At 66.8% G+C, this 21,666-nt stretch carries 19 protein-coding genes; 15 read left to right on the top strand and 4 right to left on the bottom strand.

Annotated elements, in window-relative coordinates; genetic code table 11:
- Positions 1 to 118 precede the first annotated feature (118 nt).
- The 3 genes from AC5P9W_RS01100 to AC5P9W_RS01090 all read left to right on the top strand — a co-directional run bounded on the left by AC5P9W_RS01100 (position 119) and on the right by AC5P9W_RS01090 (position 2,908).
- A complete protein-coding gene (locus AC5P9W_RS01100; RefSeq protein ID WP_019660712.1) occupies positions 119 to 1,015 on the top strand; it encodes a DMT family transporter in 897 nt (298 codons plus the stop codon).
- 199 nt (positions 1,016 to 1,214) lie between these two features.
- A complete protein-coding gene (locus tag AC5P9W_RS01095) occupies positions 1,215 to 2,222 on the top strand; it encodes a methionine ABC transporter ATP-binding protein (RefSeq protein WP_021203891.1) in 1,008 nt (335 codons plus the stop codon).
- Positions 2,219 to 2,908, top strand: coding sequence for a methionine ABC transporter permease (locus AC5P9W_RS01090; protein ID WP_021203892.1), 690 nt, complete (start codon positions 2,219 to 2,221; stop codon positions 2,906 to 2,908). The genes AC5P9W_RS01095 and AC5P9W_RS01090 overlap by 4 nt, the downstream gene beginning before the upstream one ends.
- A 104-nt stretch (positions 2,909 to 3,012) precedes the next feature.
- On the opposite strand, the gene AC5P9W_RS01085 is transcribed toward AC5P9W_RS01090, so the two are convergent.
- A complete protein-coding gene (locus AC5P9W_RS01085) occupies positions 3,013 to 3,615 on the bottom strand; it encodes a lipocalin family protein (protein ID WP_019660709.1) in 603 nt (200 codons plus the stop codon).
- A 128-nt stretch (positions 3,616 to 3,743) separates the two neighbouring features.
- On the opposite strand from AC5P9W_RS01085, the gene AC5P9W_RS01080 reads away from it, so the two are divergent.
- On the top strand, positions 3,744 to 4,070 hold the full coding sequence (locus AC5P9W_RS01080; protein WP_021203893.1) for a hypothetical protein: 327 nt from the start codon (positions 3,744 to 3,746) through the stop codon (positions 4,068 to 4,070).
- A 69-nt stretch (positions 4,071 to 4,139) separates the two neighbouring features.
- Positions 4,140 to 6,236 carry a prolyl oligopeptidase family serine peptidase gene (locus tag AC5P9W_RS01075; RefSeq protein ID WP_111098347.1) on the top strand — a complete coding sequence of 699 codons (2,097 nt, stop codon included), beginning with the start codon at positions 4,140 to 4,142 and terminating at the stop codon, positions 6,234 to 6,236.
- A 110-nt stretch (positions 6,237 to 6,346) separates the two neighbouring features.
- Here the strand turns inward: AC5P9W_RS01075 and AC5P9W_RS01070 are convergent, their stop codons facing one another.
- On the bottom strand, positions 6,347 to 7,534 hold the full coding sequence (locus AC5P9W_RS01070) for a pyridoxal phosphate-dependent aminotransferase (protein WP_288041823.1): 1,188 nt from the start codon (positions 7,532 to 7,534) through the stop codon (positions 6,347 to 6,349).
- Between the two features lie 205 nt (positions 7,535 to 7,739).
- Here AC5P9W_RS01070 and AC5P9W_RS01065 point away from each other — a divergent pair, with 205 nt between their 5' ends.
- The 8 genes from AC5P9W_RS01065 to hslU all read left to right on the top strand — a co-directional run bounded on the left by AC5P9W_RS01065 (position 7,740) and on the right by hslU (position 15,261).
- Positions 7,740 to 9,851, top strand: a complete 2,112-nt coding sequence (locus AC5P9W_RS01065; protein ID WP_111098702.1) for a S9 family peptidase — start codon at positions 7,740 to 7,742, stop codon at positions 9,849 to 9,851.
- Positions 9,852 to 9,905: 54 nt separating this feature from the next.
- On the top strand, positions 9,906 to 10,328 hold the full coding sequence (locus tag AC5P9W_RS01060) for a YbaN family protein (RefSeq protein WP_021203896.1): 423 nt from the start codon (positions 9,906 to 9,908) through the stop codon (positions 10,326 to 10,328).
- Positions 10,329 to 10,455: 127 nt separating this feature from the next.
- Positions 10,456 to 10,728 carry an LPS translocon maturation chaperone LptM gene (lptM, locus tag AC5P9W_RS01055; RefSeq protein WP_031270510.1) on the top strand — a complete coding sequence of 91 codons (273 nt, stop codon included), beginning with the start codon at positions 10,456 to 10,458 and terminating at the stop codon, positions 10,726 to 10,728.
- A complete protein-coding gene (dapF, locus tag AC5P9W_RS01050; protein ID WP_111098675.1) occupies positions 10,721 to 11,572 on the top strand; it encodes a diaminopimelate epimerase in 852 nt (283 codons plus the stop codon). Before lptM ends, dapF begins: the two co-directional genes overlap by 8 nt.
- A complete protein-coding gene (locus AC5P9W_RS01045; RefSeq protein WP_019660702.1) occupies positions 11,569 to 12,243 on the top strand; it encodes a DUF484 family protein in 675 nt (224 codons plus the stop codon). The genes dapF and AC5P9W_RS01045 overlap by 4 nt, the downstream gene beginning before the upstream one ends.
- A 16-nt stretch (positions 12,244 to 12,259) precedes the next feature.
- Positions 12,260 to 13,156, top strand: coding sequence for a tyrosine recombinase XerC (gene xerC, locus AC5P9W_RS01040; protein WP_111102110.1), 897 nt, complete (start codon positions 12,260 to 12,262; stop codon positions 13,154 to 13,156).
- 85 nt (positions 13,157 to 13,241) lie between these two features.
- Complete coding sequence (gene hslV, locus AC5P9W_RS01035) at positions 13,242 to 13,793, top strand: ATP-dependent protease subunit HslV (protein WP_005411093.1); 552 nt, start codon at positions 13,242 to 13,244, stop codon at positions 13,791 to 13,793.
- A gap of 94 nt (positions 13,794 to 13,887) precedes the next feature.
- Complete coding sequence (gene hslU, locus AC5P9W_RS01030; RefSeq protein ID WP_095378276.1) at positions 13,888 to 15,261, top strand: ATP-dependent protease ATPase subunit HslU; 1,374 nt, start codon at positions 13,888 to 13,890, stop codon at positions 15,259 to 15,261.
- 96 nt (positions 15,262 to 15,357) lie between these two features.
- Here hslU and AC5P9W_RS01025 read toward each other — a convergent pair whose 3' ends face one another.
- Both AC5P9W_RS01025 and smeT read right to left on the bottom strand, forming a co-directional pair.
- Positions 15,358 to 16,350 (bottom strand): Gfo/Idh/MocA family protein, encoded by a 993-nt coding sequence (locus tag AC5P9W_RS01025; protein ID WP_111098678.1) that lies wholly within the window; start codon positions 16,348 to 16,350, stop codon positions 15,358 to 15,360.
- A gap of 46 nt (positions 16,351 to 16,396) precedes the next feature.
- Positions 16,397 to 17,056, bottom strand: a complete 660-nt coding sequence (gene smeT / locus AC5P9W_RS01020; protein ID WP_019660698.1) for an efflux transporter SmeDEF transcriptional repressor SmeT — start codon at positions 17,054 to 17,056, stop codon at positions 16,397 to 16,399.
- 207 nt (positions 17,057 to 17,263) lie between these two features.
- Here smeT and smeD point away from each other — a divergent pair, with 207 nt between their 5' ends.
- Positions 17,264 to 18,448 (top strand): multidrug efflux RND transporter periplasmic adaptor subunit SmeD, encoded by a 1,185-nt coding sequence (gene smeD / locus AC5P9W_RS01015; protein ID WP_111102109.1) that lies wholly within the window; start codon positions 17,264 to 17,266, stop codon positions 18,446 to 18,448.
- 12 nt (positions 18,449 to 18,460) lie between these two features.
- The gene (gene smeE / locus AC5P9W_RS01010; protein ID WP_111102108.1) at positions 18,461 to 21,583 is read left to right on the top strand and encodes a multidrug efflux RND transporter permease subunit SmeE; all 3,123 of its coding nucleotides are present in this window, start codon (positions 18,461 to 18,463) and stop codon (positions 21,581 to 21,583) included.
- Positions 21,584 to 21,666 lie beyond the last annotated feature (83 nt).

The following is a 21,666-nucleotide window of genomic DNA, read 5'->3' as shown; positions in this document are numbered from 1 at the left end:
ATCGCGAGGGCCCTATGCCCGCCCTTTATAGCGCCGAGCCCACGCTCGGCTGCTTTGTGAAGAGCAGCCGAGCGTGGGCTCGGCTCTACAGAAAGCGACGACCGGGCGATAATGGGCCATGAACGTGCAACGCTCTCCCTCGCGCGCAGTGGCCTGGATGGTCGCTGCGGTCGCCTGCTTCTCGCTGATGGACGCCGGCATGAAGCAGTTGTCGGCCAGCTATCCCACCCTGGAAGTGACCTTCCTGCGCGGCGCGGCCTCGTTGCCGTTCGTGCTGGTCTGGGTGCTGGCCAGCGCCGGGCCGCGTTCACTGGTGCCGCGCCGCTGGGGGCTGCACCTGCTGCGTGGTGCGCTGGGCATGGCGATGATCGGCTGCTTCGTGTTCGCCCTGCGCGACCTGCCGCTGTCCACTGCCTACACCATCTATTTCGTTGCCCCGCTGCTGATCGCTGCGCTGTCGGTGCCGCTGCTGGGCGAACGGGTCGGGCCGCGGCGCTGGGTGGCCATCGGCATCGGCCTGGTCGGCGTGCTGGTCGTGCTGCGGCCGGGCGTGGACGGCTTCATTTCGGTGCCTGGGCTGATGGTGCTGGCCGCGGCCACCGCCTATGCCGTAGCCGCGATCACGGTCAGCCTGCTGACCCGCACCGATACCTCGCAGTCGATGGTGGTCTGGTTCCTGGTGATCATGGCCATCGGTGCCGGCCTGCTGGCCCTTCCCGGCTGGGTGCCACTGCAACTGGCACATGCGCCGCTGATCGGCGGCATGGGCCTGGCCGGAGCGCTGGGCCAGATCGCCCTGACCAGGGCCTTCCAGCTGGGCGAGGCCTCGATGATCGCGCCGCTGGAGTACAGCGGGCTGGTCTGGGTGATCGGCTGGGACCTGGCGTTCTGGGGCCAGCTGCCCGATGGCTATACCTGGGTGGGGGCGGCGATCATCGTTGCGTCCGGCCTGTACCTGCTGCATCGCGAGCGGGTGAACCGGCAGGAGCCGCCGAAGCCGTTGGACCACCCCTGAGCCGGGGTAGGGCCGGCCGGCGGCCGGCAACCCCTCGCGCCGGAGGGACCGCTGCAGGTGCCGGCCAGCGGCCGGCGCTACCGCGGGCAGCGGCTTAGAACCAAAAGGAATAACATTCTGGCCCATGGCGCGGGCGCGCGACCGCCTGCGCTGGTAGGCTGCACGCCCCCTTCCGTCACCCAGCCGGTGAGCCACGCCCGTGATCGAGTTCCAGCGCCTGCACAAATCCTATGCCGTTGCCGGCCGCGCAGTGAGCGCGCTGCAGCCGCTGGACCTGACCATCGAGGCCGGTGAGGTATTCGGCATCATCGGCCATTCCGGCGCCGGCAAGTCGACGCTGATCCGCATGATCAACCGCTTGGAAGAACCCAGTGGTGGGCGTCTGCTGATCGGTGGCGAGGATGTCACCGCACTGGACGCGGACGGCCTGCGCGCGCTGCGCCGGCGCATCGGCATGATCTTCCAGCACTTCAACCTGCTGTCGTCGCGCACGGTGGCCGGCAACGTCGCCTTCCCGCTGGAGCTGGCCGGCACGCCGAAGGCGGAGATCGACGCACGCGTGGTCGAGCTGCTGCAGACCGTTGGCCTGGAAGCGCATGCGCAGAAGTATCCGGCGCAGCTGTCCGGTGGCCAGAAGCAGCGCGTCGGCATTGCCCGCGCACTTGCAACGCGTCCGCAGATCCTGTTGTGCGACGAGGCCACCAGTGCGCTCGATCCGCAGACCACGGCATCGGTGCTGTCGCTGCTGTCGAAGATCAATCGCGAGCTGGGCCTGACCATCGTGCTGATCACCCACGAGATGGACGTGATCCGCCGCGTCTGCGACCGCGTCGCCGTGCTCGACGCCGGCCAGATGGTCGAGACCGGGCCGGTCACCCGGGTATTCCTGCATCCACAGCATCCGACCACGCGCCGTTTCGTCAGCGAATCGGAGCACATGGACGAAGGTGCGCTGCATCGCGATTTCGATGCCGTCGGTGGCCGCATCGTGCGGCTGACGTTCCTCGGTGGCGACACCTACGAACCCCTGCTCGGCAGCGTCGCGCGGCAGACCGGGGTCGACTACAACATCCTGTCCGGCCGTATCGACCGGATCAAGGACACCCCGTATGGCCAGCTGGTCGTCGCCCTGGTGGGCGGTGACCAGTCCGCCGCGCAGGCCGCGTTCGTGGCCGCCGGCGTGCACGTTGAGGAACTGCGTCGATGATCATCGCTACTGCCGGCGGCTTCTTCCGCCACCTGGATGCGGACAAGTGGGTGGATATCGGCAAGGCCACCCTCGAGACGCTGCTGATGATGGCCGGCTCGCTGCCGCTTACCCTGGCCATCGGCCTGCCGATGGGCGTGCTGCTGTACGTGTTCGGCGCGCCGCAGATGAAACGCCGGCCACTGGCCTATGGCGCGCTGGCGATCGTGGTGAACCTGCTGCGTTCGGTACCCTTCATCATCCTGATGGTGGTGTTGATCCCGGTGTCGCTGTGGTTGATGGGCCAGTCGATCGGCGTGCTCGGCACGTTGCCGGCGCTGGTCATCGGTGCGGCGCCGTTCTACGCGCGCCTGGTGGAAACCGCGCTGCGCGAAGTGGACCGCGGCGTGGTCGAGGCCGCGCAGTCGATGGGTGCCACCACTTGGCAACTGGTCACCCGGGTGCTGCTTCCCGAGGCGCGGCCGGGCCTGATTGCCGCCGCCACGGTCACTACCGTTGCTCTGGTTGGCTTCACTGCCATGGGCGGCGCGATCGGTTCCGGCGGCCTGGGCGACCTGGCGCTGCGCGAAGGCTACCAGCGCAACCGCACCGACGTGGCCCTGGTTACCGTGGTGGTGCTGCTGATCCTGGTGCAGCTGCTGCAGATGCTCGGCGACCGCCTGGTCGCGCACTACACCCGCAAGTAGCCCGCCTCAGATAGTGCCGGCCGCTGGCCGGCAACGATGCGCTGCTCCAGGTGTGCCGGAGCTGCCGGCCAGCGGCCGGCACTACATCTGCGCCCGGCGCTCTCTCAACGCACGTTGGGTACTTCGTAACCCAGCTTGCCGACCTGCTCCGGGCGCTGTGGCACACGCTTGAGCTTGTCGGTGTTCACCCCGTATTCGTCACGCAGGCGCTCGGCCAGTTCCTTGTAGAGGCCCTTGTCCATGTCCGGTGTGCGCGAGAAGATCCAGGCCATCTCGCGGCCCGGGTAGCCGATCAGTGCCCAGGAATAATCCGGTGCTACTTCCAGCACCCGTGAATGGGTAGGCACCACGCGATAGAACCAGGTGCGCCAGCCGTGATTGCCGCTGTCCGGATCGACACTGGCGCGTGCGCGGATCTCCTGCAGGGGTTCGCCGAAGCCATCACGATAGCGGTAGGTGATGCCGACCTTGTGCGCGTCGCGCAGTTCGTACTCGTTGACGCTGGCCACATGGCCGCGCTCGACGAAGTTCGGCACGCGGCCAATCACGTACCAGGTACCCATGAAGCGCTTCAGGTCGATCGGCGCATCCGGGTCGGCGACGCGTGGGGCGCTGGCACGGGGCGATGGCGGCTCGCTGGCGGCCACGGCGGGGCCCGCCAGGGACAGGGCCAAGAGCATGGCGCAGAGCGGGCGGATCGAAGTCATGCGGGAGCGGGCTCAGGAGGGCTTTGCGTGAGCATGGTCGACTGAGCGTGCGCGATCCGTCAATGGTGTCGCAGCCTTTGAGAAGGGCATTGACCAAGCTGTGTTGCACTGTCTACCGGAGAAGCCCCATGAACGCACGTTCCGTCCGTCGCCCTGCAGCTGAACGCGTCAGCCTTGAACGTGCCGACCCGCGCCTGCTGCGCAGCGTGCGGCAGTTGGCCCTGGCCGGTGTGGCACTGGTCCTGGTCTGGCCGGCCGCGCGTGGTAGCAGCGCATGGCTGGGCTGGTTGCCGATGTGGCTGGTGGGCATGCCGCTGGTGGCCTGGTGGGCGCTGCTGCGCTTCCCGTTGCCTCGCCTGTCGTGGCTGCGGCGGGCGCGTCACACCGGTGGACAGGCGGACCGACGCGGTGGCGGTGCGGCCCGCCGCCGTCGGGGCGCCACCGCCGCGGCCTGACCTTCGACACGGGGGCGACAGCGGTGATCCATGCTAGCGTTCCAGGGCTTATGACTGCCTGGAGCTGCAATGTCACGATTCGCTTCCGCCTGCCTGTTGGCTGGCATGATGACCGCTGCCTCGGTGGGGACCGCCGTGGCCGCTGAAGACACCGACCGTTACGCCTGGCTCGAAGACGTAACCGGCGACAAGCCGCTGGCCTGGGTCAAGGAACAGAACGCCAAGTCCGAGGCGCGCCTTGCGCAGACCCCGGCATTCAAGCAGATGGAAGCCAGCATCCGCGAGGTGCTCGACTCCGATGCCAAGATTCCCGCCGTGCAGAAGATCGGCGACTACTACTACAACTTCTGGAAGGACCAGCAGCACGAGCGTGGCCTGTGGCGACGCACCACCCTGGCCGAATACCGCAAGGCCTCGCCGCAGTGGGAAACCGTGCTCGACCTGGATGCACTGAACAAGGCCGAGGGTGAGAACTGGGTCTGGCACGGCGCCGATTGCCTGCGCCCGGACTACAGCCGTTGCCTGATCGCGTTGTCGCGCGGCGGCGCCGATGCCGACGTCACCCGCGAATTCGACCTGGCCAACAAGACCTGGATCAAGGATGGCTTCTTCCGTCCGGAGTCGAAGGGCGGCCTCAACTGGATCGACCGCGATACCGTGTTCGTCTACACCGACTTCGGTGCCGGCTCGATGACCACCTCCGGCTACCCGCGCGTGGCCAAGCTGTGGAAGCGTGGCACTCCGATGGCCTCGGCCACGACGGTTTACGAAGGCAAGCCGGAAGACATGTACATCGCGGCGACGCACGATGACACTCCGGGCTTCGAACGCAACCTGGTCAGCCGCACGCTCGCCTTCTACAACAACGAGATCTATCTGCGCGGTGACGATGGCACGCTGACCAAGATCGACGCGCCGAATTCGGCCGAGAAGGGCCTGCACAAGCAATGGCTGACCCTGGAGCTGCGTGATCCGTGGACTGTCGGGGGCAAGACCTATGCGCCCGGTTCGTTGCTGGCCACCAAGCTGGATGACTTCCTGGCCGGCAAGCGCGAGTTCGACGTGCTGTTCACCCCGACCGCGACCACCTCGCTGGCCAGCGCCACCTGGACCAGGAACCATCTGGTGCTGAACGTGCTGGACGACGTCAAGAACCGCCTGTCGGTGCTGACGCCGGGCGCCAATGGCTGGCAGACCAGCCGCTTCGTTGGTGCACCGGCTTTCGGCACGCTGGGGGTGGCTGCGGTCGACAGCAATGACAGCGACGCGGTGTGGCTGACGGCCACCGACTATCTGACCCCGACCACGCTGGCGCTGGCCGAGATCGGCCAGGCCCCGGAAACGCTGAAGACCATGCCGGCCTTCTTCGATGCCAAGGGCAAGGTGATCGAGCAGCACTTCGCCACCAGCAAGGATGGCACCCGCGTGCCGTACTTCGTTGTGCACGATCGGGCGATGAAGCTGGACGGTTCCAATCCGACCCTGCTGTACGGCTACGGTGGCTTCGAGATCTCGCTGACCCCGAGCTATTCCGGTGGCATGGGCCGCGCCTGGCTGGAAAAGGGCGGCGTGTACGTGGTCGCCAACATCCGTGGCGGTGGCGAGTATGGGCCGCGCTGGCACCAGGCGGCACTGAAGCAGAACCGCCACAAGGCCTATGAAGACATGGCCGCGGTGGCGCGCGATCTGGTCAAGCGCAAGATCACCAGCGCCAGGCACCTGGGCGTGCAGGGCGGCAGCAATGGTGGCCTGCTGACCGGCAACATGCTGACCCAGTACCCGGAGCTGTTCGGTGCGGTGGTGGTGCAGGTGCCGCTGCTGGACATGAAGCGCTACAACCACCTGCTGGCAGGCGCATCGTGGATGGCCGAGTACGGCAACCCGGATACCAGCGACTGGGAGTTCATCAAGACCTTCTCGCCGTACCACCTGTTCGATGCGAAGAAGAAGTACCCGCCGGTGCTGTTCACCACGTCCACCCGCGATGACCGCGTGCATCCGGGCCATGCCCGCAAGATGGCGGCGAAGATGATCGACGCCGGCAAGGACGTGACCTACTACGAGAACATCGAAGGTGGCCACGGCGGCGCCGCCAACAACGCGCAGGCCGCACACATGTCGGCGCTGGCCTACAGCTTCCTGTGGGAACGCCTCGGCGGTAAGTGACGGAATGAAAAACGCCGCCTTCGGGCGGCGTTTTTCGTTGGGTCCGCGTATCCACGTGGCGTGGAGCCAGTAGATCCACGTCATGCGTGGATGCTGTTCGCGCAGGGCGATCAGGTGCCCCAGCTCTTCAACCCACGCGCGATCCGCTCCACCGCCTCCTGCAATCGCGGCACTTCCTGGGTATAGGCCAGGCGCACGTGCTGGTTGGCACGATGGAAGCCGAAATCCAGCCCGGGCGTGAATGCCACATGCTCGGTTTCCAGGAAGTGGGTGCAGAACGCCTGCGCATCGTCGGTGAACGCGCTGACGTCTGCGTACAGGTAGAACGCGCCCTGCGGCTCGACCTCGATACGGAAGCCCAGCTCACGCAGTGCGGGCAGCAGGAAGTCGCGACGCTGGCGGAACGCGTCGCGGCGCTGTTCGAAGATCGCCATCGATTCCTCGCTGAAACAGGCGAGGGCGGCATGCTGGGCGATGCTCGAGGCGCTGATGTACAGGTTCTGCGCCAGCTTCTCCAGGTCCGGTACCGCGGCCGGCGGTGCCACCAGCCAGCCCAGCCGCCAGCCGGTCATGCCGAAATACTTGGAGAAGCTGTTCAGCACGAACGCGCTGTCATCCACCTGCAGCACGCTGGGCGCATCCAGGCCATAGGTGAGGCCGTGGTAGATCTCGTCCACCACCAGGTGGCCGCCCCGCGCGTGCAGGGCCTGCGACAGTGCGGCCAGATCGTCGGCGGAAAGCACGGTGCCGGTCGGGTTGGCCGGTGAGGCGACCAGCGCGCCGACGCTGTCGGCATCCCAGTGCTGTTCCACCAGTGACGGGGTCAGCTGGTAGGCGGTCTCCGGCCCGACCGGTACCAGTTGCGCACCGCCTTCCACCAGGCGCAGGAAGTGGCGGTTGCACGGATAGCCGGGGTCCGCCAGCAGCCAGTGGCGGCCGGGATCGACCAGCAGGCTGCTGGCCAGCAGCAGCGCACCGGACCCACCCGGTGTGACCAGGATGCGTTCAGGGTCGATATCCAGCCCGTAACGGCTGCGATAGAAGCCGCTGATGGCCTCACGCAGAGCCGGCAGGCCACGTGCGGCGGTGTAGCGGGTATGACCGGCGGCCAATGCGGCCTGGCCGGCGCGCACGACAGGTTCGGCGGTGGTGAAGTCCGGTTCGCCGATTTCCAGGTGGATCACATCGTGGCCGGCCTGCTCCAGCGCCTGTGCGCGGGCCAGCAGGGACATCACGTGGAATGGAGCGATTTCATGGCTGCGCCGGCTGTAGCCCGGCGTGTGGGGCAGGGTGCTCATGTGCCCATGGTACGCCGCGCGTCTGGGGCATGCGTTCTGGTAGTGCCGGCCGCCGGCCGGCATTCCGACCGTCTCCGGGTTCGTGAGGTTGCTGGCCAGCGGCCGGCACTCCCCATGACGATCCGCAGGGTTGCCCGCAGCCCTCCTGCAACCCAGACTCGGGCACAAGGACGCCATTGCATTGCAGTTCAAGGAACCCCACTACATGAAATCCACTCTCTGCCTGTTGCTCGCCAGCCTGATGACCACTACTGCCACCGCCGCCACTCCGCCTGTTCCGCCGGATGCCGCCAAGCATCCGCATGTGGTCAAGGCGCCGTTCGGCGCGACCCGCAACGATGACTATTACTGGCTGCGCGACGACAAGCGCGAGAACAAGGACATGCTGGCCTACCTGCAGGCCGAGAATGCCTACGCGGACCAGGTGCTGGCGCCGCTCAAGCCGCTCGAAGACACCCTGTACAAGGAGATCGTCGGCCGCATCAAGCAGGACGATTCCAGCGTGCCGGCGCGTGAGCGCGGCTATTGGTACTACAGCCGCTTCGAGACCGGCCAGGACTATCCGATCCACGCGCGCCGCAAGGGCAGCATGGAGGCCGCCGAGGAGATCCTGCTGGACGTCAACGCCATGGCCGCCGGCAAGGGCTATTTCAGCGTCGGCTCGATGGAAGTGAGCCAGGACAACCAGCTGCTGGCCTGGGCCGAGGATGAGGTGGGCCGCCGCCAGTACACGATCCGCTTCAAGGATCTGGCCACCGGCAAGGTGCTGCCCGATGTGATCACCGGCAGTTCCGGCGACCTGGTCTGGGCCGACGACAACCGCACCGTGCTGTATGTCGAGAACGATCCGGAAACGCTGCTGACCGTGCGCGTGAAGAAGCACGTGCTGGGCACTCCAGCCAGCGCCGACACCGTCGTCTACGAAGAGAAGGACGACAGCTTCTACATGGGCATCGGCCGCACCCGCGATGATCGCTTCATCACCATCGGCGTGCACAGCACCGTGTCCTCGGAAGAGCGCTACGCACCGGCCGGCGACCCGACCACGTTCACCGTGCTGGCCCCTCGCCAGCGTGACGTCGAGTACGATGCCGACCACTACGACGGCCGCTGGGTGATCCGCACCAACGACGGCGCGAAGAACTTCAAGCTGGTCACTGCGCCGACCGATGCCACTTCGCGTGCGCAGTGGAAGGACTGGATCGCGCACGACGATGCGGTGTTCATCGAAGGCTTCGAACTGTTCGATGGCTACACCGCCATCGCCGAACGCTCCGAGGGCCTGGAACGCATCCGCCTGCTGTTCAAGGATGGCCGCAGCGACTACGTGAAGGCTGATGAGCCAGCGTACTCGATGGGCCTGGGCGACAACACCGAGGCCGATACGCCCTGGCTGCGCTACGTATACACCTCGATGACCACCCCGACCACCGTGTTCGAGCTGAACACCGCCACCGGCGAACGCCGCCAGCTGAAGGTGCAGCCGGTGATCGGCTATGACGCGTCGAAGTACGAAACCGACCGCGTCTGGATCACCGCACGTGATGGCGTGAAGGTGCCGGTGTCGCTGGTCTACCGCAAGGGCTACCAGAAGGACGGCAAGGGCGCGCTGTTCCAGTACGCCTATGGCAGCTATGGCATGTCGATGGATCCGTACTTCAACCAGACCGCGGTGAGCCTGCTCGACCGCGGCGTGGTGTATGCCATCGCCCACATCCGCGGCGGCCAGGAAATGGGCCGCGACTGGTACGAGAACGGCAAGCTGCTGCACAAGCAGAACACCTTCAACGACTTCATCGACGTCACCCGTGGCCTGGTCGCACAGGGCTGGGCGGCGAAGGATCGCGTGGCCGCGTCCGGTGGCAGCGCCGGCGGCCTGCTGATGGGCGCGGTGGCCAACCAGGCCCCGCAGGATTACCGGGTGATGGTGGCGCAGGTCCCGTTCGTCGACGTGGTCACCACCATGCTCGACCCGACCATTCCGCTGACCACCAATGAGTACGACGAGTGGGGCAACCCGGAACAGAAACAGTATTACGACTACATGCTGTCCTACTCGCCCTACGACAACGTGAAGCGGCAGGCGTACCCGGCGCTGTTCGTGGGTACCGGCCTGTGGGATTCGCAGGTGCAGTACTGGGAGCCGGCCAAGTGGGTGGCCAAGCTGCGTGACGACAACACCGGCCACTACCCGATCCTGTTCCGCACCAACATGGAAGCCGGCCACGGCGGCAAGTCGGGGCGCTTCCAGCGCTACCGCGAGCTGTCCGAGTCGTACGCGTTCGTGCTGCAGCAGCTGGGCATCGCCCAGCCGTGATCGCGACAGGGTGCCGGGCGCTGCCTGGCACCCTGAACCGGTATCCTTGCGGCCATGAGCGCGCCAGATCCTTCCGCCCCTCGCGATGCCGCCACGCCTCCGCGCGTGGTGCGTTTCCGCTGGGCGTGGTGGCTGCTGGCGTATGTCAGCCTCGGCACCGGCATCGTCGGCATCTTCGTGCCGGGCCTGCCGACCACCGTATTCATCCTGATTTCGGCCTGGGCCGCCTCGCGTGGCTCCGAGCGCCTGCACAACTGGCTGCTGCAGCATCCACGCTTCGGCCCGGCCATCGCCAACTGGCAGGCACACGGGGCGGTCAGCCGCTACGGCAAGTGGATGGCCACGATCACCATGGCGGTATGCGCCGCCATCATGCTGTGGTGCGTACCGATTGCCTGGGTGAAGTGGTTCTCGATCGGCAGCATGACCGTGGTGGCGATCTGGCTGTGGACGCGGCCGCTGCCGCCAAAGCAATGATTGCCCGCCGGGCATGGCCCGGCGCTACCTGCGGCGCCCGGTTACGGTAGCGCCGGGCCATGCCCGGCGGATGCGTGGCGTGCCGCCCTGCACCAACCGCTCAGCCGCCAATGGCTATACTCGGGGCATGAAGATCCCCCATCGAAACGCCATCCTGATTCCGCTGGCAGCGGCCTCGCTGCTGCTCCTCGCCGCCTGCGGCAACAAGGGCCCGCTGGTACTGCCGCAGAAGCCGGTGCCGGTGGAAGAAACCGTCGAACCCGCTGCCGAGCCCGCCACCGAGGCGACCCCGGCGGAGGCCCAGGGCGCCGTTGCCCCCGCCACGACCGTCGATCCGGCTGCAACGACCACTCAGCCGGCACCCGCGCCAGCGAAGAAGGCGGGCAGCGGGGATGAGTAAGGCCAGTTCCACGGCGCTGCGCTTCAGCAAGATGCACGGCGCGGGCAATGATTTTGTAGTGATCGACCTGCGTGACGGCACCGCGCCGCCTACGCCCGAACTGGCCGCGCGCCTTGCCGACCGCCACACCGGCGTCGGCTGCGACCAGATCCTGACCATCGAAGCGCCGCGTGCGGAAGGCTCGGCGGCCTCGTACCGCATCTGGAATGCCGACGGTTCCAATTCCGAGCAGTGCGGCAATGGCGCACGCTGCATCGCGGCCTGGCTGGTGCGCCAAGGGAGTGCGCAGGGCGATGCGTTCGTCATCGACAGCCCGCTGGCCAGCCATGAAGTGAAGGTGCTCGGTGACGGACAGTTCGCCGTAACCATGGGCGTGCCTGCCTTCGAGCCGGCCAACGTGCCGCTGATGGGCTTCGCCCATCCGCGCGAGGAATACCTGCTGCCGCTGCAGGGCGAAAGCGTGCGCTTCGCCGCAGTGTCGATGGGCAACCCGCATGCGGTGATCGAAGTCGGCCTGATCGATGCTGCGCCGGTCGAGCGCGTCGGTGCGCTGCTGCAGCAGCATGCTTCGTTCCCGCGCTCGGTGAACGTGGGCTTCGCCCAGGTGATGGGCCCGGCGCACGCCCGCCTGCGCGTGTTCGAGCGCGGCGTCGGCGAAACCCTGGCCTGTGGCAGTGGCGCCTGCGCCGCTGCGGTGACCCTGATGCAGCGCGGCCGCCTGCAGCGCGATGCCCGCATCAGCCTGCCCGGTGGTGACCTGCGCATCCAGTGGCCGGGGGATGGCCAGCCTGTGGTGATGGCCGGCCCGACCGCATTCGTCTTCGAAGGGGAGTGGATGGCATGAGCGAAACCGTCGACAAGCTCGGGGCCCACGAAGTCGCTGCCTGGTTGCGGCGTCATCCCGGCTTCCTCAAGCAGTTCCCGGACCTGGCCCTGACCCTGGTGGTGCCGCGCGATGACGGCCCGACCGCATCGCTGGCCAGCTACCAGCTGGAAGTGCTGCGCGAGAAGAACCGCGAGCTGGCGCGACGGTTGGCCGACCTGGGCGCGACCGCCCAGGTCAACGAGCGGCTGGCGGTGCGCACGCATCAGCTGACCCTGGCACTGATGAAGCAGGACAATGCGGCCGACACTCTGCGTGCGATGGCCGCTTCGTTGCAGGAAGACTTCGCCGGCGACCTGGTGCGGCTGGTGGTGCATGCGCCGGTGGCCGGGCTGGAACAGGCCGACTGGCTGCAGGTGATCGCCGCCGATGATCCGCAACTGGGCCCGTTCCGCGACTGCCTGAAGGACGGCGAGCCGATCTGCGGCCGCCTGCAGCCGGAGAAGAACGCCGTGCTGTACGGCGCGCGCAGCGAGGAGGTGCAGACCACCGCGCTGCTGCCGCTGCCGGGGGTTGGCCTGATCGCGGTCGGCAGCCATGATCCGAACCGTTTCTACCCGGGCATGGGCACGTTGTTCCTGCGCATGATGGGCGACGCCCTGGCCACTGGCCTGAAGCGCTTCCCGAGCTGAGCAGGGCACGACGGCGATGAGCGCGGTACAGGCGTTCCTGCAGCATCTGCAGGTGGAGCGGCGGATGTCGGCGCACACACTCGACGCCTACCGCCGCGACCTGGACGCGCTGTCGGTCTGGGCCGAGCCGCGTGGCGTAGCCGTGGAGGCACTCGATGCCGATGCGTTGCGCCAGTTCGTGGCCGATGAGCATCGGCGCGGGCTGTCGGCCAAGAGCCTGCAGCGCCGCCTGTCGGCCTGCCGCAGCTTCTACGCTTGGCTGCTCAAGCACGGACGCATCGAGGCCAGCCCGGCAGCGACGTTGAAGGCCCCGCGCGCACCGCGCCGGTTGCCGCAGGTGCTCGATGCCGACGAAGCCGTACAGCTGGTCGAGCTTGAACCGGAAGGTGAACTCGGCCGACGTGATCGCGCGCTGCTGGAGCTGTTCTACTCCTCGGGCCTGCGCCTGAGCGAAGTCTGCGCACTGACCTGGCGCGACCTGGATTTCGCCAGCGGCCTGGTCAACGTGCTGGGCAAGGGCAACCGCCAGCGCCGGGTGCCGTTCGGCAGGCCCGCACGCGAAGCGCTGCAGGCGTGGCGTGCCGAAAGTGGTGGCGGCCCGGCCTCGCCGGTGTTTCCTGGCCGCAACGGGCCGATCAGCCAGCGCGCGGTGCAGATCCGCATCCGCCAGCTGGCGCAGCGCCAGGGCCTGTTCAAGCATGTGCATCCGCACATGCTGCGGCACAGTTTCGCCAGCCATATTCTCGAATCGTCCGGCGACCTGCGCGGTGTGCAGGAGCTGCTGGGCCATGCCGACATCGCCACCACGCAGATCTATACCCACCTCGATTTCCAGCACCTTGCCAAGGTCTACGACGCCGCGCATCCGCGCGCGAAGCGCCGACGCAGCAGCGAGGGCAGCGGAGAAAGCTGAACGTTGCCCCTGCGGTGGCCGGTCGCGGGTGGCTTGAAGGGCGCAGCGCAGTCCCCACCTCTGGTTCTGTCACCCCGGAGGCATCATGGACCCCAGTCAGAACCCCAACGTTTTCCACGCCACCACCATCGTCTGCGTCCGTCGCGGCGAGCACGTGGCCATTGCCGGCGACGGCCAGGTCACGCTGGGCCACACCGTGATGAAGGGCAACGCGCGCAAGGTGCGCCGCCTTGGCCGCGACGGCCAGGTGCTGGCCGGTTTCGCCGGTGCCGCCGCCGATGCCTTCACCCTGTTCGAGCTGTTCGAGGCCAAGCTGGAAAAGCACGGCCAGCTGCAGCGCGCTGCGGTCGAGCTGGCCAAGGATTGGCGCACCGAGCGCCGCCTCGGAAAGCTTGAAGCCCTGTTGGCCGTGGCTGACAAGGAAACCTCGCTGATCATCAGCGGCACCGGCGATGTGATCGAACCGGAGGACGGCATCATCGCCATCGGCTCCGGTGGCTCGTATGCACTGTCGGCCGCGCGCGCGCTGATGGCACATACCGAACTGGATGCGCGCACGATTGCCAGTGAAGCGATCGGCATCGCCGGCGACATCTGCATCTACACCAACCGCAACGTGGTGGTCGAGGAGCTGTGACCGCTCTTCTGTAGTGCCGAGCCATGCTCGGCAGGGCTGCCCGTCAGCCGAGCATGGCTCGGCTCTACATGCATCTGAATCCGTGAGCACAACCATGCCGAAGATCGAAGTATCCTCCGCCACCATGACCCCGCGCGAGATCGTGCAGGAACTGGACCGGCATATCGTGGGCCAGCACGACGCCAAGCGTGCCGTGGCCATCGCCCTGCGCAACCGCTGGCGCCGCATGCAGCTGGCGCCGGAGCTTCGCAATGAAGTGATGCCCAAGAACATCCTGATGATCGGCCCGACCGGCGTCGGCAAGACCGAGATCGCGCGCCGCCTGGCTACGTTGGCCAACGCGCCGTTCGTGAAGGTCGAAGCCACGCGCTTCACCGAAGTGGGCTACGTCGGCAAGGACGTCGAGCAGATCATCCGCGACCTGGCCGACACCGCGGTCAAGCTCTATCGCGAACAGGCCAAGGTGCGCGTGCGTACCCAGGCCGAAGAACGCGCCGAAGACCGCATCCTCGATGCGCTGCTGCCGCGTCGTAGCGGCGGCATCGGTTTCGATCCTGAAGTCGCCCGCAACGAACCGTCGGCGCAGGACAACGAGACCCGCATCAAGTTCCGCAAGATGCTGCGCAACGGTGAGCTGGACGAGCGTGAGATCGAGCTCGACCTGGCGGCCAATGTCAGCATGGACATCATGACCCCGCCGGGCATGGAGGAAATGGGCCAGCAGCTGAAGTCGATGTTCGCCAACCTGGGTGGCGGCGCGAAGGCGCACAAGCGCACGCTGACCATCAAGGCCGCGCGTCCTCTGCTGATCGAGGAAGAGGCCGGCAAGCTGGTCAACGAGGACGATATCCGCACTGCGGCGATCGAGGCCTGCGAGCAGCACGGCATCGTCTTCATCGACGAGATCGACAAGGTTGCCAAGCGCGGCGACAACGTGGGCGGTGGCGATGTCTCCCGCGAAGGCGTGCAGCGCGACCTGCTGCCGCTGGTGGAAGGCTCCAACGTGTCCACCAAGTACGGCACGATCAAGACCGACCACATCCTGTTCATCGCGTCGGGCGCGTTCCACCTGGCCAAGCCCAGCGACCTGATTCCGGAGCTGCAGGGCCGTTTCCCGATCCGCGTTGAGCTGGGCGCGTTGAGCAAGGGCGACTTCGTGCGCATCCTGACCGAACCGAAGGCGGCGCTGACCAAGCAGTACGAAGCACTGCTGGCCACCGAAGGCGTCAAGGTCAGTTTCACTGCCGATGCCATCGAGCGCCTGGCCGAGATCGCGTTCCAGGTGAACGAGCGCCAGGAAAACATCGGCGCGCGCCGCCTGCATACGGTGCTGGAGCGCCTGCTGGATTCGCTCAGCTACGAGGCACCGGACCGCGATGGCGAAACCCTGGCCATCGACAGCGCCTACGTCGATGCACACCTGGGTGAGCTGGTGCAGGACCCGGACCTGAGCCGCTACATCCTGTAATGCGCATCGAGGTCGGATCCTTCGCCGTGGCGAGGGCCCTGACTCCATCCGCTGCAACGCAAAAGGCCGCCGCAGGGCGGCCTTTTGCGTTGGCGCTCAGCGCGATTGCCGGGCGCGGTAGGCCTGCAGTACCTGGTCGATCACTGCACTGGTGCGGGCGGCGCTGATGCCGTTCGAGGGCGAGTGCCCGTGGCCGCGCAGTTCGTCCACGACGGAGGCGATCAACGGCTGCTGGACCGATGGCGGGTTCGGGATATCGAATGCCTGCACGCCCGCTTCGGTCTCCAGCACCACCGGAACGTCCTCGAAGGTGGCAAAGCGCAGCTGCCCCAGGTCGCCGGTGATCTCGACCTCGTCCTGTCGGCGGAACGCGCAGAAGCTCCATTGCGCGATGCCGTGCGCCCCCACCCCGCTGCGGAAGCACATCGAGACGCTGTCTTCGGCGGCGTAGGCGCCGGTCAACGAACTGGCCAGGCCGCGCACGTCGCTCAGGGGCCCCAGCAGATGGTCGAGCAGGTCCAGCGTGTGTGAGCCCAGATCGACGAACAGCCCGCCGCCGGCGATGGCGGGGTTGGTTCGCCAGAAGTCCGGCGATGCGGCAGCCGCCGAATGTGGCCGATGCAGGGTGGCGCGCACGCTGCGCGGCGTACCGATCGCGCCGCTGTCCAGCAACTGCTTCACCTGTGCGAAGCGGGGCAGGGCACGGCGGTAGTAGGCCACGAACACGGGCACGCCGCTGCGGGCGCTGGCCGCGATGATGCGCTGGCACTCGTCGTGGTTCATGGCCATCGGCTTTTCGATGTAGACCGGCTTGCCTGCAGCAATCGCCTGCAATGCGTAGTGCATGTGCGTGGAGGGCGGTGTTGCAACGTAGACCGCGTTCACCTCCGGATCGGCGATGAGTGCATCGGCGTCCGCGTACCAGCGCGGAATCGCGTGGCGGCGTGCATAGTCTTCGGCCAATGCGGCATTGCGGCGCATGACCGCCACTACCCGTGAGCCCGGCGTGTTGGCCAGGGCCGGCCCGCTCTTCTTCTCGGTGACGCTGCCACACCCGATGAAGCCCCACACCACGTTGTCCAGGATCATCGATCTGCCCTTGCAGGGGGTGCCGCAGTGATGGGAGCAGCCTCGTTCACGCCTCGGGCAGCGGCTCGGGGACGGTGCCGGGAACGAACACACCATCCTTCACGTAGGCGGCCAGGGTCATGTCCAGCGCGAGCATGCCATCGCGCTTGAGGTCCATCAGTTCCGGTTCGACCATCGCGCCGTGCAGCACGCCCAGCACGGTGGCGTGCAGCATGCGTGCGGCGATCTTCGGGTCGGCGCCCTCGCGCAGCTGGCCCAGGTCCTTGGCGCGGCGCAGGGCGCGCTCCATCCGGTCCAGCGCATCGCGGAAGCCGGCCTGCTGCATTTCGGTCAGGACCCTGGTGTCGGCCGACGCATCGCTGCGCAGCATGATCTCCATGGTCTTGCGCAGGCGTTCGTCCTCGGACAGCTCGATGAACGAGTGGATCATCACCGCGCGCAGGTCGTGCACCGGCGTGTCGCGCTGGTCGGTGGAGGTGCGCTCCAGTTCCTGCATGAAGGGCAGGTGCACCCGCTCGACGATCGCGGCCAGCACCTCGCTCTTGTTCTTGAAGTGCCAGTACACCGCGCCACGGGTATAGCCGGCGCGGGCGCCGATCATCTCCAGCGTGGTACGGGCCACGCCGTGTTCATGGAAGCAGGCTTCGGCGGCGTCAAGGATGCCTTCCCGGGTTGCCTGGGTGTCCTCTTTGGTCTTGCGGGCCATGGGTAGGTACGAGTGCGGGTGAAACGTGGCTGAATTGTACCGGTTTACAAACAAACAATCATGTATGTATATTTCGCTCCCATCATTCCCGTCGTGTGCGTGGCAGGCCGGTCCGGCTCCCACTCCCCGCTGGTGCGCGTTGCCTGCTGGCGCTTTCGGCCTGTATCAGCGCGATTTGAGATTCCTTCCCCTAAGAGCCTTTCCGTCATGTTGCTGAGCCGAATCCGACCCTTTGCACTGTCGCTGGCCATCGCCGCAGCCGTGGCTGCCTGCGGCGGCCAGCCCCAGGCCCCCGAGCAGGGCCCGGGTGACGTCACCGTGGTCACGCTGAAGTCCGAAACCGTGGGTCTGACCCGCGAACTGCCGGGCCGTACCAACGCCTTCCTGGTCGCCGAAGTGCGCCCGCAGGTCAACGGCATCGTTGCCAAGCGCCTGTTCACCGAAGGCGGCATGGTCAAGGCCGGCGAGCCGCTGTACCAGATCGAGGACGCCAGCTACCGCGCCCAGGCCAACAGCGCCCGCGCCCAGCTGGCCCGCGCCGAAGCCACGGCCAACGCCGCGAGCCTGAGCGCCAAGCGCATCACCGAGCTGGCCAAGGTCGACGCGGTCAGCCAGCAGGACCTGGAAAACGCCGTCGCCGCGCAGAAGCAGGCCGAGGCCGATGTCGGTGCCGCCAGGGCCTCGCTGGACGCGGCCAACGTCACCCTCGGCTATGCCCGCATCACCGCGCCGATCAGCGGCCGCATCGGCAAGTCCAGCGTTACCCAGGGTGCGCTGGTCAGCGCCGGCCAGGCCAATGCACTGGCGACCGTGCAGCAGCTGGATCCGATCTATGTCGACCTGACCCAGTCCTCCGCCGAACTGCTGCAGCTGCGCCGCGAACTGGCTGCCGGCCGCCTGCAGGACAACCAGACCCTGCCGGTCAGCATCCTGATGGAAGACGGCAGCACCTTCGAGCACAAGGGCACGCTGGAGTTCTCCGAAGTCAGCGTCGATCCGACCACCGGCAGCTTCGGCCTGCGCGTGAAGGTGGACAACCCGGACGGCCTGCTGATGCCGGGCATGTACGTGCGTGCGGTGATCGGCGGCGGCGTGCGCAGCGATGCGGTGCTGGTGCCGATGCAGGGCATCGCGCGCGATCCGAAGGGCGACACCACCGCGATGGTGGTCGGCAAGGACAACAAGGTCGAAGTGCGCCCGGTCAAGGTCAGCCGCACGGTCGGCGACAAGTGGCTGGTCGAGGACGGCCTGAAGGCCGGTGACAAGGTCATCGTCGAAGGCCTGCAGAAGATCGGCCCCGGCATGCCGGTCAAGGCCACCGAGAAGGGCGCTGCTCCGGCCAAGCCGGCGGCAGCCGCCCAGCCTGCCGCCCCGGCCGGCGACGCGAAGTAAGCGGAGAACTCCATGGCACGCTTTTTCATCGATCGACCCATCTTTGCGTGGGTGATCGCCATCATCATCATGCTCGCCGGCGGCCTGGCCCTGTTCAAGCTGCCGGTCTCGATGTACCCCAACGTCGCACCGCCGGCGGTGGAAATCAGCGCCACCTATCCGGGTGCATCGGCCAAGGTGGTCGAGGACTCGGTGACGCAGATCATCGAGCAGAACATGAAGGGCCTTGATGGCCTGATCTACTTCTCCTCCAACAGCTCGTCCAACGGCCAGGCCACCATCACCCTGACCTTCGAGAGCGGCACCAACCCGGACATCGCCCAGGTGCAGGTGCAGAACAAGCTGCAGCTGGCCATGCCGCTGCTGCCGCAGGAAGTGCAGCGGCAGGGCATCAACGTGGCCAAGTCCAGCTCGGGCTTCCTGAACGTCATCGCGTTCGTGTCCGAGAACGGCAGCATGGACGCCAACGACATCGCCGACTACGTCGGTTCCAATGTCGTCGATCGCCTGAGCCGCGTGCCAGGCGTGGGCAACATCCAGGTATTCGGTGGCAAGTACGCCATGCGCATCTGGCTGGACCCGAACAAGCTGCATACCTATGGCCTGTCCGTCGCGGAAGTGACTGCGGCAATCAAGGCACAGAATGCCCAGGTGGCGATCGGCCAGCTCGGCGGTGCGCCGTCGGTGAAGGGCCAGCAGCTCAACGCCACCATCAACGCGCAGTCGCGCCTGCAGACCCCGGAACAGTTCCGCAACATCATCGTGCGCGGCGCGCCGGACGGTGCCGAGCTGCGCCTGGGTGATGTCGCCCGCGTCGAACTGGGTGCCGAGTCCTACGACTTCGTCACCCGCTACAACGGCCAGCCGGCCAGCGGCCTGGCGGTCACCCTGGCCACCGGCGCCAACGCGCTGGATACTGCGGCCGGCGTGGACGCTGCGCTGGAAGACATGAAGAGCTTCTTCCCGGCCGGGCTGAAGGCCGAGATCCCGTACGACACCACCCCGTTCGTGCGCGTGTCGATCAAGGGCGTGGTGCAGACCCTGCTCGAAGCGATCGTGCTGGTGTTCGTGGTGATGTACCTGTTCCTGCAGAACTTCCGCGCCACCCTGATCCCGACCATCGCCGTGCCGGTGGTGCTGCTGGGTACCTTCGGCGTGCTGGCGATGCTGGGCTTCTCGGTGAACATGCTGACCATGTTCGCGATGGTGCTGGCGATCGGTCTGCTGGTGGACGATGCCATCGTGGTGGTGGAGAACGTCGAGCGCATCATGTCCGAGGAAGGACTGTCGCCGCTTGAAGCGACCCGCAAGTCGATGGGCCAGATCACCGGTGCGCTGGTGGGTATCGGCCTGGTGCTGTCGGCGGTGTTCGTCCCGATGGCCTTCATGAGCGGATCCACCGGCGTGATCTACCGGCAGTTCTCGGCCACGATTGTCTCTGCAATGGCGTTGTCGGTGCTGGTGGCGATCGTGCTGACGCCGGCACTGTGCGCGACCATGCTCAAGCCGCTGAAGAAGGGCGAGCATCATGTTGCCCACCGCGGCCTGGCCGGTCGCTTCTTCAACGGTTTCAATCGTGGCTTCGACCGCACCAGCGAAAGTTACCAGCGTGGTGTGCGCGGGATCATCCATCGTCCGTGGCGCTTCATGGGCATCGTGGCGGCGCTGTTCGTGCTGATGGGCGTGCTGTTCGTGCGCCTGCCCAGCTCGTTCCTGCCCAACGAAGACCAGGGCGTGCTGATGGCGCTGGTGCAGGCCCCGGTCGGCGCCACCCAGGAGCGCACGCTGGAATCGATCGCGGCATTGGAGAACCACTTCCTGCAGAACGAGAAGGATGCGGTGGATTCGGTGTTCTCCGTGCAGGGCTTCAGCTTCGCCGGCATGGGCCAGAACGCCGGCATGGCGTTCGTCAAGCTGAAGGACTGGAGCGAGCGTGACGCCGACAATGGCGTGATGCCGATCACCGGTCGTGCGATGGCTGCCCTGGGCCAGATCAAGGATGCCTTCATCTTTGCCTTCCCGCCGCCGGCCATTCCGGAACTGGGTACTGCCTCGGGCTATACCTTCTTCCTGAAGGACAACAGCGGCCAGGGCCACGAGGCACTGGTCGCCGCACGCAACCAGCTGCTCGGCCTGGCCGCCGCCAGCAAGAAGCTGGCCAACGTGCGCCCGAACGGCCAGGAGGACACGCCGCAGTTCCGCATCGACATCGACGCGGCCAAGGCGACCTCGCTGGGGCTGTCGATCGACCAGATCAACGGCACGCTGGCCGCTGCGTGGGGCAGCTCGTACATCGATGACTTCGTCGATCGTGGCCGCGTCAAGCGCGTGTTCGTGCAGGCCGACCAGCCGTTCCGCATGGTCCCGGAGGACTTCGACCTCTGGTCCGTGAAGAACGACAAGGGCGAGATGGTGCCGTTCAGTGCATTCGCCACCAAGCACTGGGATTACGGTTCGCCGCGCCTGGAGCGCTACAACGGCGTGTCGGCGATGGAGATCCAGGGCGAACCGGCCCCGGGTGTCGCCTCCGGCGATGCCATGGCCGAGATCGAGCAGCTGGCCAAGCAGCTGCCCGCGGGCTTCGGCATCGAGTGGACGGCGATGTCCTACCAGGAACGCCAGGCCGGCTCGCAGACGCCGTTGCTGTACACGCTGTCGCTGATGATCGTGTTCCTGTGCCTGGCCGCGATGTATGAAAGCTGGAGCGTGCCGACCGCGGTGCTGCTGGCGGCCCCGCTGGGTATCCTCGGCGCAGTGCTGGCCAACACCTTCAAGGGCCTGGAACGCGACATCTATTTCCAGGTGGCGATGCTGACCACGGTAGGCCTGACCAGCAAGAACGCGATCCTGATCGTCGAGTTCGCCAAGGAAAACCTGGAAAAGGGCGCCAGCCTGATCGAGTCGATCATGCACGCCGTGCGCGACCGCCTGCGCCCGATCGTGATGACCTCGCTGGCCTTCGGCATGGGCGTCGTACCGCTGGCGATCTCTACCGGTGCCGGTTCCGGCGCCAAGCAGGCGATCGGCACCGGCGTGCTCGGCGGCATGATCGTCGGCACCGTGCTCGGCGTGTTCTTCGTGCCGCTGTTCTTCGTGGTGGTGCAGCGCGTGTTCAAGCGCAAATCCACGATGTGACCTGTAACGGTAGTGCCGGCCGCTGGCCGGCATCTGCTGATCGCTTGATGTGAATCCAACGAGGTTGCCGGCCAGCGGCCGGC

It is taken from the genome of Stenotrophomonas sp. YJH_SMC_33 (assembly GCF_059372295.1).
Note: the sequence above shows the minus strand (reverse complement) of the source record. Positions and strands in the feature narration are given on the sequence as shown.